Source organism: Micromonospora siamensis, from assembly GCF_900090305.1.
GTDB lineage: Bacteria > Actinomycetota > Actinomycetes > Mycobacteriales > Micromonosporaceae > Micromonospora > Micromonospora siamensis.
This window is the reverse complement of sequence record NZ_LT607751.1, coordinates 5,513,091-5,525,726: the sequence shown is the minus strand read 5'-3', so window position 1 is coordinate 5,525,726 and position 12,636 is coordinate 5,513,091. Positions and strand designations below refer to the sequence as shown.

Below are 12,636 nucleotides of genomic sequence, written 5' to 3'. Positions count from 1 at the left end.
GCTGGGGGTCGAGCGGACTCAGTCGGCGAACCGGTACAGCACGAAGTTCTTCTCCGCGCCGCAGGCGATCACCTCGGCGTTCCACGAGCAGGACTCGCTGCGTACGTCGGTGAGCTGGCCCATCTCGAACGGCATGTCGCCGTCGACGGACATCCCGGCGACGCTGCGGTCGTCCTCGACGGTGCTGGGCGGCTCGGCGAAGATCAGCAGGTTGCCGCCGTCGACCCGGACCCCCACCCCGGTCCGGTCGGCGAGCACCGCCTTCCCCCGTGGGTCGTAGAGGGTGACGGACTGGTCCGAGGAGGTGCGCCGGGCCAGCAGGTGCTCGCCCAGCGGCACCAGGTCCTCGGCCCGCGGCGCCGCCCACCGGCGTACCGCCTCGCCCTCGGCCGCCGCGACCACCTCGGTGCGCTCGGCGTCGCCGGTCCGTCCCTCCAGTACGCACGCCCGGTGCTCGCCGCAGGCCACCAGGTCTAGCGGGCGGCGCTGGTCGTCGGGGCTGGTGTACAGCGTGGTCGGCTCGCCCAGCGTCTCCAGGTCGTAGGAGAGCAGCCGGTAGCCGCTCTGGTTCTCCGTCACGTACAGCCGGTCCTGGTACGCCACCACCCGGTCGTCCACGTCGGCGACGTTGGGCCGTTCGCGCAGCAGCTTGCCGCTGGACAGGTCGATCAGCCGGACGGACCGGTCGGCGCCGACCTGGACCAGCCGGTCGACGTCACCCACCCACGGGGTGCGGGGCTTGCCGGTGTAGTACGAGGCCCCGCCGAGGGACTTGTCGGTGCTCAGCACCACCACCTGGGTGTCGGTGTCGTCGTACCGGTCGTGCGGGCTGGCCTTGACCCACTTCTGTTCGCCGTCGGTCACCCCGAGGCCGACCAGGCGACCACCGGCCCGGTCCACCCAGACCGCCGTCCGCGGGCCGACGAAGACCTTGTCGTTGTCGCCGATCGGGTGCCGCCACCGCTGCTGGCCCGAGTCGCCGTCGAGGAAGAGCAGTTCGCGGCCGGGGCCGGGGCCGGACGTCCCGCCGACCAGGAGCAGCCCGCCGGGCACCGCCTGGATGGACGCCCACTGCGGCGTGCTGACCGAGCTGCGTACCCGCCACAGCTCGTCGCCGGTGCCGGCCCGGACCGCCCGGACGTCCAGCCGATCGTCGTCGAGCTGCTGGGCGAGGTAGGCGCGGTCGTCGAGCATCGCGGTGAACATGCCGGTCGGTCGTTCCGGGGCGGCCTCGGTGCGGGCGATCTCGCTGACGTTGCGGAACCGCAGCGCCGGATAGGGGTCCCGGTTCAGCCAGTACAGCACCCCCGCGCCGGCCACGCCGGCCAGGGCGAGCACCGCACCGAGGGTGACCCACACCGCCCGCCGTCGCCGGCGGGTGGCGGGGGCCGCCGCGGGCCCGCCCGGCCAGCCGGCGCCGGGCGCCGGGGCGGGGGGAGAGGCGACCGGCACGGTCAGCTCGGGGTCGTCGTCCAGCGGGGTGGGAGTGGGTGTGCGGGCGGGGCCGGCGGCCGGCGAGGGGGTGGCCGAACGGCCGGCCGGGCGGGCGCTGCGGGGCAGCGGGATGTCGGTCAGGGCGCCCTCGGCGACCGGCAGTTCGGGCTGCTCCAGCACGGTCGGCGCGACACCCAGCTCGGCGTGCAGCATCCGGGCGACCAGCGGCACCCGGGACGAGCCGCCGACCAGGAACAGGCCGGCCAGGCCGGTGGGTTCGAGGTCGGCCGCGGCGATCACCTTGCGGGTCTCGTCCACCGCCCGGGCGAGCAGCGGCGTGGCCAGCCGCTCCAGGTCGTTGCGGGTGAGCTGGGCGGCCTCCTCCACTCCGGGCACCGCCACCGGGGAGATCAGCCCGCGGGAGAGCATCTCCTTGGCCCCGCGTACGGCCTCCCAGAGCTGCTGGCTGTCGCGTCGGCCGGTCGAGGTCTCCGGGCTGCTCAGCCGCTCCCACTCCTGCGGGTGGTCGGCGCCGACCAGCTCACCGAGCAGCTCGACCAGCGCCGCGTCCAGGTCCAGCCCGCCGAGGTCGGGCACGCCGCCGGTGGAGACGACCCGGAAGCCGGAGTCACCCCACGGGTCGGCGCCCTCGTTGCGGACCACCGCCACGTCGAGGGTGCCGCCGCCGAAGTCGAAGACGGCGATGGCGGCTCCCACCGGCACCGGCCGGCGCAGCGTCTCGGTGTAGTAGCGGGCCGCGGCCACCGGTTCCTTGAGCAGCCGGGTGCCGGGCGGGACCGGTCCGGAGAGGGTGTGCTCGGCGGCCTCCGGCCAACCGGCCAGCCGCAGCGCGTCGTGGAGCACCTGCCGCCGGTCCTCGTCCCACGCGGCCGGATAGGTCACCACGGCCGGCGGCAGGAAACCCACCGCGCCGACCGCCGAGTCCGCCACCGCGCGCAGCGTCGCGGCGAGGAGTTCCGCCGGGGAGTACTCCCGGTCGCCGAGGGGCACGGTCGCCTCGTCCACCCGGCGTTTCGGGTTCGGCTCGTACCGCCGGGGTTCGGCCTGGCCCAGCCGTTGCGCGTCCCGGCCGACGTGCAGCGCGCCCTCGGCGTCGGCGTACACCCCGGAGGGCAGGATCGGCTGGCCGTCGAAGAGCAGCGGCCGGGTGCGCCCGTCGGGCCAGCGCAACACGGCCACCGTGTTGGACGTTCCGAGGTCGACGCCGAGGGCCGAACCGTCGTGCTGGCCTACCATCGGCCGATACCTCCGCGGGGACGAGGGGATGCCCGGCCCCGCATCGTACGCACCCGGTGCCGCACGACTCCGGCTCCGGTGGACGGCTCAGCCGGCGACGCCCTGCGACACCCCGGCCGGCAGCAGCAGCGTGGGCAGCGGGTGCCGCTCGCGCGGGGCCCGCCGGCCCCGGGCGGGGCCGGCGGGCCGGTGGGTCAGCCGGTGATGGTGGCGTGCATCTCCCAGACGAGGATCTCGGCGGGCTCGGTGGCGGTGACCCGCTGGCCGCCGGTGGCGGTGAAGCGCGCCGCGTCGCCGGTGCCGAGCGCGCCGGAACCCTCCAGCGTCACCGTGCCCCGCGGCACGAACAGGTGCAGGAAGGGCGCGTCGGGCAGCTGGACGCTCTGCCCGGGCTGCATCCGGGCGGCGTAGAGCGCCGCGTACCGGTTGCTGATCCGGATGGCGGACTGCCCGTCGTGCTTGTCCATGCCGGAGGCCACCGGCACCAGCGCGCCGGACAGCAGCGCGTCGTCGATCTCCAGCTGCTCGTAGCCCGGGGTGATCCCGGCCTCGTCCGGCACGACCCACATCTGCACGAAGTGGACGGGGTCGCTGTGCCGCTCGCCCTGCAACCGCCACGAGTCGTTCTTCTCCGAGTGCAGGATCCCGGTGCCGGCGCTCATCCGCTGGGCCAGGCCGGGATAGATCACCCCGGAGTGGCCGGTGGAGTCCTGGTGCACCAGCGAGCCCTGGAGCACCCAGGTGACGATCTCCATGTCCCGGTGCGGGTGGGTCTCGAAGCCGCTGCCCGGGCGGACGATGTCGTCGTTGTTGACCAGCAGCAGGCCGTGGTGGGTGTTGTCGGGGGCGTAGTGGCCGCCGAAGGAGAACGAGTGCTTCGAGTCGAGCCAGGCGATGTTCGTCTTGAACCGGTCGTCCGCGCGGCGGACGTCCACCTGGGGCTTGAGCAGGTTGGTCATCGGAAGGGTCCTTTCGCGGGCGAGGCGGGGGAGTGGGGCCGGTGTGCGCCGCCGGTCGGGCCGGCGGCGCCGCGTACGGGTCAGGCGTTGCGGATCGCGGAGACCTCGAACTCCAGGGTGATCTTGTCGCTGACCAGGACGCCGCCGGTCTCCAGCGCGGCGTTCCAGGTGACGCCGTAGTCCTTGCGGTTGATCGTCACCGCGCCCTCGAAGCCCACCCGCAGGTTGCCGAACGGGTCGGTCGAGGCGCCCTCGTAGTCGAAGGGGATGGTCACGGAGTTGGTGACGCCCTTGATGGTCAGGTCGCCGGTGAGGTCGAAGGTGCTCTCGCTGGTCTGCCGGAAGGCGGTGGAGACGAAGGTGATCTCCGGGAAGGTCTCCATCGCGAGGAAGTCGTTGCTGCGCAGGTGCTCGTCGCGCTGGGCGTTGCGGGTGTCGATGCTGGCGGCCGTGATGGCCACGCGTACGGCGGTGGCCGCCGGGTCGGCGCCGTCGAAGACCGCGGTGCCCTCGAACTCGTTGAACGCGCCGCGGACCTTGGTGACCATGGCGTGCCGGGCCACGAAGCCGATCCGGGTGTGGCTCGGGTCGATGGTGTACGTGCCGGTCAGCTGGGCCAGCGGGGTGGTGGTCGGGGTGCTCATCTCGGTCTCCCGTTCGGTGAATGACGTGTCATGTACGTGCCTCACAACCTACATGACACGTCATGCATTCCCTGCATGACGTGTCATGCATCACGGGTACGCTGGACGGCGTGACCGACACCCGATGGCTCGACGAGGACGAACAGCGCGCCTGGCGGGCGTACCTGCGGATGCAGGCGCAGCTGACCGCGCGGCTCGGCCGGCAGCTCCAGGCCGACGCCGGGCTGTCGCTGGCCGACTACGAGGTGCTGGTGCAGCTCACCGACGCAGCCGACGGGCGGCTGCGGCCCTTCGAACTCCAGCGCTGCCTCCAGTGGGAGCAGAGCCGGCTCTCCCACCACCTCGCCCGGATGCAGCGCCGCGGGCTGGTCGAGCGGCAGGAGTGCGCGCAGGACGCCCGGGGCGCCTTCGTGGCGGTCACCGAGGCAGGCAGGGCCGCCATCGAGGCGGCGGCCCCCGGGCACGTCGCCACGGTCCGCCGGCTCTTCCTCGACCACCTCGACCGGGACCAGCTCCGGGCTCTGGAGCAGTTGGCCGACCGGGTCACCGCCGGCGTGGAGGCGGATCCGGGGAGCTGACCGCCGCGGATGCAGCGGGCCCGCACCGTCGGTTCCCGGATCGAGTCACGTCTTACTGTCGCGCCCCGGGGTCGATACCCTGACCTGATGCTCCGCGCTGTCGCCGTCGCCGCGGCCGGCGCCCTCGTGGTCGTCGGCGGCGTCACGGGATTCGGTCGGTGGCAGGACGCCAGGTCCACCGACTGCCGGCACCGGTCCGTCGTCCTGGCGGGCCTGCCGCTCCTGGCCGAGCAGCCGCCCGGGGTGCTGAGAGGCGACACGTACTCGGGATGCGACGCGGACCGGCTGGTGGCGTACGCGGGTCGTCAGTACCACGGCGAGGCCGACGAACCGGCCGTCCTCTCGTTCTACCGGGCCGCCGCGGAGCGGGACGCGTGGCGGGTGACCGAGGCCGCGCCGGCGCCGTCGGATCCGGGCGGAGCCGGCCTGTGCGGGAGTCGGCGGCTCGACGGCGACACCGTGTACGTGAGCCTCTCGTTTCCGGCGCCGGATGTCTTCGAACTGCACGTCGCCGACTCGCCCGACTCGGGCCCCGCCCGTTGCTGAGCGGCTGCCGTGATCACTCGACGAGCAGCACCACGCGTCCGTCGACGTTCACCGTCCGCCCGGCGCCCAGCGCGGCGACCGGCTCGTCCCAGTGCACGTGGCCGCAGACCGTCAGCGCCGGCGGGCGCCGCTCCAGCAGGCGGCGTACGGCCGCGTTGCCCAGCTGCCCGGGCGCGTCACCGGTCGGTCCCTCGTGGAGCACCAGGACGTCCACCGGCGGCGTCCCGGTCAGCTCGGCGATCTCGGCGAGGAAGGCCTTCTCGCTGCGTCGCCCGGGACGGTCCGGCGCGCCGGTCACCCCGCCGACCCCGCCGAACGTCACCCCGCCGGCGCTGAACCGCTCGCCGTCCAGCAGCCGGACCGCGGACCCCATGGCCGCCACCTCGGCGGCGTCCACCTCGTCGTGGTTGCCGGCCACCCCCACCACGAAGGGGCACCCGGCGGCGGCGAAGGCGAGCCAGACGTCGGTGACGTCGCCGGAGACGCCGCGGCGGTCCGCCCCGGGTGCGGAGTAGAGGTCACCGGCCAGCAGCACGCCGACCTCTGCCGGTGGGGGCAGCAGACCCGCGTCCGCCCACACGGTCAGGTAGTCGGCGAGGGCCACCCCGAGCAGCACCGGGTCGCCGCCGAAGGGCGGGCTGGCGACGCCCTGCAGGTCGCCGGCCACCACCACCGCGCGGCAGCCGGCGGGGAGCCGGTCGACCACGAGCCGGTCGACCGGCAACCGGCCGCTCTCGCTCCCACCGCCCGCCCTGGCCTGGCGGTACGTCACCGAGGTCAGCGGTTGCGGCCGTCCGTCCCGTGGACGCACCGCCTTCAGTCCAGCGTGCGGCGGCGGAGGAACTCCCACTGCGGCAGACCGCCGAGTCGCCGCCGGACGTCGTCGGGTGAGTCGTGCTCGTTGACGAAGAGCAGGAAGCGGTGCTCGGGGAAGTTCGGCAGTTGCAGGTAGCTGCCCGACTCGTCGCGCAGGTCGTTGCTCTGCACCAGGAATTCGCCGTCCCCGACCGGTGCGTGGTGGTAGACGCCGCGGTATTCGCTGTGTCGTTCCTCCCAGCGCACGTCGAGGGCGGCCGCGAGCTGGTCGAGCTGGTCACCCAGCTCCCGGCTGCGCAGCCCGTACACGTCGTACACGCTTGCCATGACGGCTTTCTCCCACTGTGCCGCGTCGGTCAGAACCACACCCGGATGCTGGGCTTGCGGGCCGTGGCCTCTTCCATCGTCCGGTAGATCATGACGTTGACCTTCCGGCCGGCCTCGTCCGAGGCGTCCCCGATCACGTCCCGCAGCCCCAAGGATCGCAGATCGTCGGCGCCGAGCGGCGGGGTGGAGACCCCGTCGCCCCGGTACGGCACCCCGGCGTCGCGCGCCGCCCGGTTCAGCGAGTCACCCGAGACCGCGACGTCGAAGTCGCTGACCCGTCCCTCGTCGAAGGGGGCGTGCGTGTCGTGGCTGCGGCCGGTCACCGCGCTGCCCTGGAAGGCGATCTCGGCATCCGGGTAGCGTTCGCGGATCCGGGACTTGAGCCGGCCGGCGTAGTCCTGGAAGTGCGGGAAGTCCCGGAAGCCGTGCGGCACGTCGCGGCGCAGCCCCGGAGGGCCGGCGCCGGGCCTCTTCCCACCGCGGGTCACCAGCTTGTCGACGGCCTCCTCGACCATCTCGCCCGCCTCCCGGGCGACCCGGCTGCGTCCCTTCCCACCTTTTCTAGCCACCGATGATCTCCCCGATCACCTGCCAGATCAGCTCCTCCACGACGGCCCGGGTGAGCTGCTGGAACACCGGAATCTCCAGCAGGGACGCGCCGAACGTCGGCGCGGCCGTCGCCACCGCCTGGGCGATCTCGACGGCGAGGATGGTCAGCTGCACGATGACGTTGATCTTCAGTGCGAGCACGATCGCCGCGTACACGATCAGCCCTACCCCCAGCACTCGTACCCCGTCGGCACTGAGGTCGAGGGCCGACGGCACGCCGTGCTCGGTCCAGTAGCGCTGGAACGCCTCGACCGCCTGACCGGAGTTCCCGGACCAGACCGCCTCGGCGGCCGCCCCGCCCTGCGCCGCCGCCGTCTGGAGCACGGGGGACAGCTCCAGCCAGGCCTGGCCGAGCTCGAACAGCTTCTCCTCGTCGGCCTCCGGCCAGGTCAAGCCGATCAGCGCCAGCATCTCGACCAGTTCCCCGGGCAGTTGCAGCCCCACGTCAGCCCGCCAGCCGGCCGTCGATCGCGGAGAGGTCGCCGACGACGGATTCCTCGGCCGAGTCGTACGCGTCCGCCATGGCCAGCAGGTCCGCGGCGTCCCGGCGCAGGGTCTCGCCCGAGCGGACGAAGAAGTCGGCCAGCGCCCCCGCCACCACCTCGTGGGTCTCGCCGATCAGCGCGCCGATGTCGTCGCTGCCCCACGGTTGCCCGGCGCCCTCGATACGCGCCAGGGCCAGGCGCAGGTCGGCGTCGAACTGCTCCGCGACGGCGGTCAGCCGCGTGCCGGCCGCGCGGATGGCGGCCGGGTCGACCTCGAAGCCGGTCACGACGACCGCCGCGGCGACGACTGCTGGCGCAGTTGCTCCAGCGTGCCGAGGAAGCCGGCCAGCCGGGGCACGGCGGTGTTCTGCACCTCGCGCAGCCGGTCCATCAGCGCCTCGGTGGAGGGGAGGCCGTCACCTGCCGCCTGGCGCACCTTTGCCTGGAGGTCCTCCAGCGCCGCGTTCGCCGCGGCCACCAGCTCCTCGGCCAGCGTCACGGAATCGGTGCGCAGCGCCCGCGGGTCGAACTCGATCGACTCCAGCAGGCCCCCGGGGCGAGCCGTCACCCGGATCAGCCCGCCGAGGCCACCGCCCTCGCCGCGCAGGTGCTCCACCTCGTCGACTCCGTCCCCGGCGCCGCCCGCGGTACGCAGGGCGTCGAGTGTCTGCGACATCAGTCGGTCGAGATCGTCGGCGTGCTCTGGCATCGGCTCCCCTCGGGTCGCCTAGATGCTTCACCGGTGGGGGCCGACCGATCAACCCCGCCTCCACAAAAAGGGGGGAAGCGGACCAGGTTCGCCGGCGGGTCTCCGACTACGGTCCGGGTCGTCCGCCCTCGGGCGGGCCCGTCGGGCCGGGAAGGATCGGAGCGGGCGACGGGAATCCGGCAGCACATGGTCCGGCTACGCCCGAGGTCTACGCTGCTCGCCATGTTCCCTCCCGTGAAGATCGTCTCCGGTGGTCTGGAGATTCGTGAGTTCGAATCGCAGGATGCGATTCAGGTGGCGGCGTTCGTGGTGGCCGGGGATCGGACGGCGCTACCGCCCGGCTCCCCCGGGGTCGTCGCTGACGTGGACGGGTGGCTGGCCGAGACGGTGCACCAGCGGAGGTTGGACGGCGAGGGTGTGCACCTGGCAGTGGTGGAAGGGGCCAGCGGCGAGATCGTCGGCAGCGTCGGGCTGCGGGACACCGACTGGAGGGCTGGCCGCAGCGAGATCGGTTACGGGGTGCGCGCCAGTCGGCGCGGTCGAGGCCATGCGACCGAGGCGGCCCGCGCGGTCGGCCGATGGGCGCTCACCGACGGCGGGATGCGGCGGGTCCAGTTGCACGCGCGTCTTGACAACATCGCCTCCCTGCGGGTCGCCGAACAGGCCGGATACCAGCGGGAGGGCACGCTGCGGCTGGCCCAGTGGGACGGCGAGGAGGCGCATGACCTGGCCGTCTTCTCGATGATCGCGGCAGATCTCGAGGCGGCCGGAGGCGCTCGCTGACCCGACGCCCGTCGGGCGAGGTCGGCTACTGCGAAGGGGGTGGGCCCGGGTACCGCGATCATGCGGTCCACCGGGGCCTTCGTGGGTGGAGCGGGCGACGGGAATCGAACCCGCGTAGTCAGTTTGGAAGACTGAAGCTCTACCATTGAGCTACGCCCGCGTTCGCCCCGACAGCGCGGGGCGCGCCGACAGCCTACCCGGTCCGCTGCCTCCGCGCGCACAGGCATGTCCACCCCGGTCCCGGCGTCGGCCCCTCCTGCCGGTCACGGCTCGTGCCGGTTGTCTGCCGCGAGAAGCCACGAAATGCCGCAAGTCGTGCCTGAAGGGTGGTGGAGGGCGCGCCCCGGCACCTTCGGCGGGCGCGGACGGCATACACTGCTCGTCGCCACGGGGTGTGGCGCAGCTTGGTAGCGCACTCGCTTTGGGAGCGAGGGGCCGTGGGTTCAAATCCCGCCACCCCGACAGTCGTTCGCGGCCGGGTCGCCCGGAGTGCCGCCGTTTTCCCGCGGGGTGCCCCGGGCGCTGCGAGAGCAGCCTGCCGGCTCGCCTACACTCGATGCGCGCAATCACGACCAGACTCAACTGAGATCCGTCAAGGAGTACGCCTGTGAAGAGCACCGTCGAGACTCTGAGCCCGACGCGCGTGCGGCTCGCCATCGAGGTGCCGTTCGTCGAGCTCGAGCCGAGCCTCAAGAAGGCGTACCGGGAGATCGGCCAGCAGATCCAGGTCCCCGGCTTCCGTCGGGGCAAGATCCCGGCCGCGATCATCGACCAGCGGGTCGGCCGGGGCACCGTGCTCAACGAGGCGGTGCAGGAGGCCATCCCGCAGAACATCCTCGCCGCGGTCCGCGAGCACGACCTGAAGACGCTGGGCCGTCCCGAGGTCGAGATCACCGAGTTCAACGACGGTGACTCGCTGAACTTCACCGCCGAGGTCGACGTACGCCCGGAGATCACCCTGCCGGACCCGGCCACCGTCGAGGTGACCGTGGACGAGCTCCAGATCGACGACAGCGAGATCGACGAGCAGGTCAAGACCCTGCGGGAGCGCTTCGCCACGCTGAAGACCGTCGAGCGGGCCGCCCAGGAGGGCGACTACATCCAGCTCGACCTCAACGCCACCGTCGACGGCGAGGAGGTGCCGGGCGGCTCGGCCAGCAACATCTCGCACGAGGTCGGCAGCAAGCAGCTCCTGCCGGGGCTGGACGAGGCCGTGGTCGGCCTCGCCGCCGGGGAGAGCACCACCTTCACCACCCAGCTGGTCGGCGGCGACTTCGCCGGTCGGGACGCCGACGTGGCGGTGACCGTGCGGACGGTCAAGGAGAAGGAGCTGCCGGAGCTGGACGACGAGTTCGCCCAGATGGCCAGCGAGTTCGACACCATCGAGGAGCTGCGCGCAGACGTCCGCGAGCGGGTCGAGCGGGGCAAGCGGGTCGAGCAGATCTACGCCGCCCGGGACAAGGCCCTCGAGCAGCTCGTGGCGGCGGCCGAGGTGCCGGCGCCCGAGGGTGTCGTCAAGGAGGAGGTCGAGAGCCGCAAGGCGGCCATGGTCGACCAGCTCGAGCGGATCGGCGCCTCCCTGGAGGACTACCTCGCCGCCGAGGAGAAGACCGAGGAGCAGATCGACGCCGAGCTGAACGAGGCGGCGACCGACGGCGTCAAGATCCAGCTGCTGCTGGACACGCTGGCCGACGCCGAGGACGTCCAGGTCTCCGACGACGAGTTCGGTCACGAGATCGTGCACCGGGCGCAGCGGGCCGGCATGGCGCCGCAGCAGTACTACGACCAGCTGGTGCGCTCCGGCGCCGCCGCGGCCGTCTTCGGTGACGTCCGTCGCGGCAAGGCGCTCGCGTCGGTGATGGAGAAGATCAAGATCAAGGACTCGGCCGGCAACGAGGTCACCCTCGACGCGCTGCGGGCCGCCAACGAGGCCGAGCACAACCACGAGCACTGATCGTCGGGTACGGCCGCCGTCCGCCGGTTTCCGGCCGGGCGGCGGCCGAAACCCTTTCTCGGGTACGTCCCCAGGGCAGCTGCGCTGAGAGCGAACAGTGCCCCGACCGGGACTCTGCCGTAGGGCCGAGCGGTTAGTGTCGGGTAGTACGGTACGGAGAGCGAAGGGCTGCCATGACCGACATGCACATCCCAGCGAAGCCGCTCCGGGCGATCGAGGCCCGCGGTGGCGACTCAATTGGCAACCTCGACGACTCGGTCTACAACCGGTTGCTCAAGGAGCGGATCATCTTCCTGGGCAGCGAGGTGACCGACCAGGTCGCCAACCGCATCTGCGCGCAGCTGCTGCTGCTCGCCGCGGAGGACCCGGACCGCGACATCAACCTCTGGATCAACTCGCCGGGTGGCTCGGTCTACTCCGGCATGGCGATCTACGACACCATGCAGTTCATCGACAACGACGTGTCGACGGTGGCGATGGGCATGGCCGCCTCCATGGGCCAGCTGCTGCTCTGCGCGGGCACCAAGGGCAAGCGGTACGCCCTCCCGCACGCGCGGATCATGATGCACCAGCCGTCCGGCGGCATGGGCGGCACCGCCGCCGACATCGCGATCCAGGCGGAGCAGATGCTCTACACGAAGCGGATGTTCCAGGACCGGGTCGCCCACCACACCGGCCAGAGCCCCGCGCAGATCGAGGCCGACTCGGACCGCGACCGTTGGTTCACCGCCCAGGAGGCCGTGGACTACGGCTTCATCGACAAGGTGATCACCGGAGCCACCCAGGTTCCGGAAGGCGCCGGGACCCTGAGCTGAGGAGCTGACGATGACCGACCTGAGTTTGCCGCCCCAGTTCGCGGCGGTGCACAACCGCTACGTGCTCCCGTCGTTCGTGGAGCGCACCTCGTACGGGGTCAAGGAGTCCAACCCGTACAACAAGCTCTTCGAGGACCGGATCATCTTCCTCGGCGTCCAGGTGGACGACGCGTCGGCCAACGACGTGATGGCGCAGCTGCTGACGCTCGAGGGCACCGACCCGGACCGCGACATCATCATGTACATCAACTCGCCGGGTGGCTCGTTCACCGCGATGACGGCGATCTACGACACCATGCAGTACGTCCGGCCGGACATCTCCACGGTGTGCCTGGGTCAGGCGGCCAGCGCGGCGGCGGTGCTGCTGGCGGCGGGTACGCCGGGCAAGCGGATGGCCCTGCCGAACTCCCGGATCATCATCCACCAGCCGGCCACCGAGGGCGGCTACGGGCAGGGCTCGGACATCGAGATCCAGGCTCGGGAGATCCTGCGGATGCGGACCCAGCTGGAGGACATGCTCTCCCGGCACTGCAACCGCCCGATCGACCAGGTTCGCAAGGATATCGACCGTGACAAGATCATGACGGCCGAGGAGTCCAAGGAGTACGGGCTGGTGGACACCATCCTCACCAGCCGCAAGAAGGGTCTGCTGGCGGCCAACGCGGCCAGCTGAGCAGTTCGGGTCGGAGGTCGGTCCGGGACGCGTTCCCGACCGGCCTC

The 12,636-nt window shown here is 72.2% G+C and carries 15 protein-coding genes and 2 tRNA genes; 7 read left to right on the top strand and 10 right to left on the bottom strand.

Annotated elements, in window-relative coordinates:
• Positions 1 to 18: 18 nt before the first annotated feature.
• From GA0074704_RS25175 to GA0074704_RS25165, 3 genes are all read right to left on the bottom strand, one after another.
• Positions 19 to 2,691 carry an Hsp70 family protein gene (locus GA0074704_RS25175; protein ID WP_088972779.1) on the bottom strand — a complete coding sequence of 891 codons (2,673 nt, stop codon included), beginning with the start codon at positions 2,689 to 2,691 and terminating at the stop codon, positions 19 to 21.
• Between the two features lie 194 nt (positions 2,692 to 2,885).
• Positions 2,886 to 3,650: a pirin family protein gene (locus GA0074704_RS25170; RefSeq protein WP_088972778.1), complete on the bottom strand. Its 765-nt coding sequence runs from the start codon at positions 3,648 to 3,650 to the stop codon at positions 2,886 to 2,888.
• A gap of 80 nt (positions 3,651 to 3,730) precedes the next feature.
• Positions 3,731 to 4,294 carry a YceI family protein gene (locus GA0074704_RS25165; RefSeq protein ID WP_088972777.1) on the bottom strand — a complete coding sequence of 188 codons (564 nt, stop codon included), beginning with the start codon at positions 4,292 to 4,294 and terminating at the stop codon, positions 3,731 to 3,733.
• Between the two features lie 110 nt (positions 4,295 to 4,404).
• Here GA0074704_RS25165 and GA0074704_RS25160 point away from each other — a divergent pair, with 110 nt between their 5' ends.
• Entirely contained in the window at positions 4,405 to 4,872 is a 468-nt protein-coding gene (locus GA0074704_RS25160; RefSeq protein WP_197697572.1) for a MarR family winged helix-turn-helix transcriptional regulator, read from the top strand.
• An 87-nt stretch (positions 4,873 to 4,959) separates the two neighbouring features.
• The gene (locus GA0074704_RS25155) at positions 4,960 to 5,418 is read left to right on the top strand and encodes a hypothetical protein (protein ID WP_088972775.1); all 459 of its coding nucleotides are present in this window, start codon (positions 4,960 to 4,962) and stop codon (positions 5,416 to 5,418) included.
• A gap of 13 nt (positions 5,419 to 5,431) precedes the next feature.
• On the opposite strand, the gene GA0074704_RS25150 is transcribed toward GA0074704_RS25155, so the two are convergent.
• Genes GA0074704_RS25150 through GA0074704_RS25125 form a run of 6 tightly spaced genes read right to left on the bottom strand, consistent with a single transcriptional unit; the run spans position 5,432 to position 8,364 of the window.
• A complete protein-coding gene (locus tag GA0074704_RS25150; RefSeq protein WP_088972774.1) occupies positions 5,432 to 6,229 on the bottom strand; it encodes a metallophosphoesterase family protein in 798 nt (265 codons plus the stop codon).
• 5 nt (positions 6,230 to 6,234) lie between these two features.
• Positions 6,235 to 6,561, bottom strand: a complete 327-nt coding sequence (locus tag GA0074704_RS25145; RefSeq protein WP_157743792.1) for a hypothetical protein — start codon at positions 6,559 to 6,561, stop codon at positions 6,235 to 6,237.
• 29 nt (positions 6,562 to 6,590) lie between these two features.
• On the bottom strand, positions 6,591 to 7,130 hold the full coding sequence (locus tag GA0074704_RS25140; protein ID WP_157743791.1) for a hypothetical protein: 540 nt from the start codon (positions 7,128 to 7,130) through the stop codon (positions 6,591 to 6,593).
• Positions 7,123 to 7,614 carry a WXG100-like domain-containing protein gene (locus tag GA0074704_RS25135; RefSeq protein WP_088972771.1) on the bottom strand — a complete coding sequence of 164 codons (492 nt, stop codon included), beginning with the start codon at positions 7,612 to 7,614 and terminating at the stop codon, positions 7,123 to 7,125. The genes GA0074704_RS25140 and GA0074704_RS25135 overlap by 8 nt, the downstream gene beginning before the upstream one ends.
• 1 nt (position 7,615) lies before the next feature.
• On the bottom strand, positions 7,616 to 7,942 hold the full coding sequence (locus GA0074704_RS25130) for a hypothetical protein (protein WP_088972770.1): 327 nt from the start codon (positions 7,940 to 7,942) through the stop codon (positions 7,616 to 7,618).
• Positions 7,939 to 8,364, bottom strand: coding sequence for a YbaB/EbfC family nucleoid-associated protein (locus GA0074704_RS25125; protein WP_088972769.1), 426 nt, complete (start codon positions 8,362 to 8,364; stop codon positions 7,939 to 7,941). The genes GA0074704_RS25130 and GA0074704_RS25125 overlap by 4 nt, the downstream gene beginning before the upstream one ends.
• A gap of 234 nt (positions 8,365 to 8,598) precedes the next feature.
• Between GA0074704_RS25125 and GA0074704_RS25120 the strand changes: the two genes are divergently transcribed.
• Positions 8,599 to 9,147 carry a GNAT family N-acetyltransferase gene (locus GA0074704_RS25120; RefSeq protein WP_157743790.1) on the top strand — a complete coding sequence of 183 codons (549 nt, stop codon included), beginning with the start codon at positions 8,599 to 8,601 and terminating at the stop codon, positions 9,145 to 9,147.
• 86 nt (positions 9,148 to 9,233) lie between these two features.
• On the opposite strand, the gene GA0074704_RS25115 is transcribed toward GA0074704_RS25120, so the two are convergent.
• A tRNA-Gly gene (locus GA0074704_RS25115) sits at positions 9,234 to 9,307 on the bottom strand.
• Positions 9,308 to 9,535: 228 nt separating this feature from the next.
• Between GA0074704_RS25115 and GA0074704_RS25110 the strand changes: the two genes are divergently transcribed.
• The 4 genes from GA0074704_RS25110 (at position 9,536) to GA0074704_RS25095 (ending at position 12,589) form a co-directional block, all read left to right on the top strand.
• Positions 9,536 to 9,609, top strand: a tRNA-Pro gene (locus GA0074704_RS25110).
• A 145-nt stretch (positions 9,610 to 9,754) separates the two neighbouring features.
• Positions 9,755 to 11,101, top strand: coding sequence for a trigger factor (gene tig, locus GA0074704_RS25105; protein WP_088972767.1), 1,347 nt, complete (start codon positions 9,755 to 9,757; stop codon positions 11,099 to 11,101).
• 173 nt (positions 11,102 to 11,274) lie between these two features.
• Entirely contained in the window at positions 11,275 to 11,916 is a 642-nt protein-coding gene (locus tag GA0074704_RS25100; protein ID WP_088972766.1) for a ClpP family protease, read from the top strand.
• Positions 11,917 to 11,926: 10 nt separating this feature from the next.
• Positions 11,927 to 12,589 carry an ATP-dependent Clp protease proteolytic subunit gene (locus tag GA0074704_RS25095; RefSeq protein WP_088972765.1) on the top strand — a complete coding sequence of 221 codons (663 nt, stop codon included), beginning with the start codon at positions 11,927 to 11,929 and terminating at the stop codon, positions 12,587 to 12,589.
• The last annotated feature ends 47 nt before the right edge of the window (positions 12,590 to 12,636 follow it).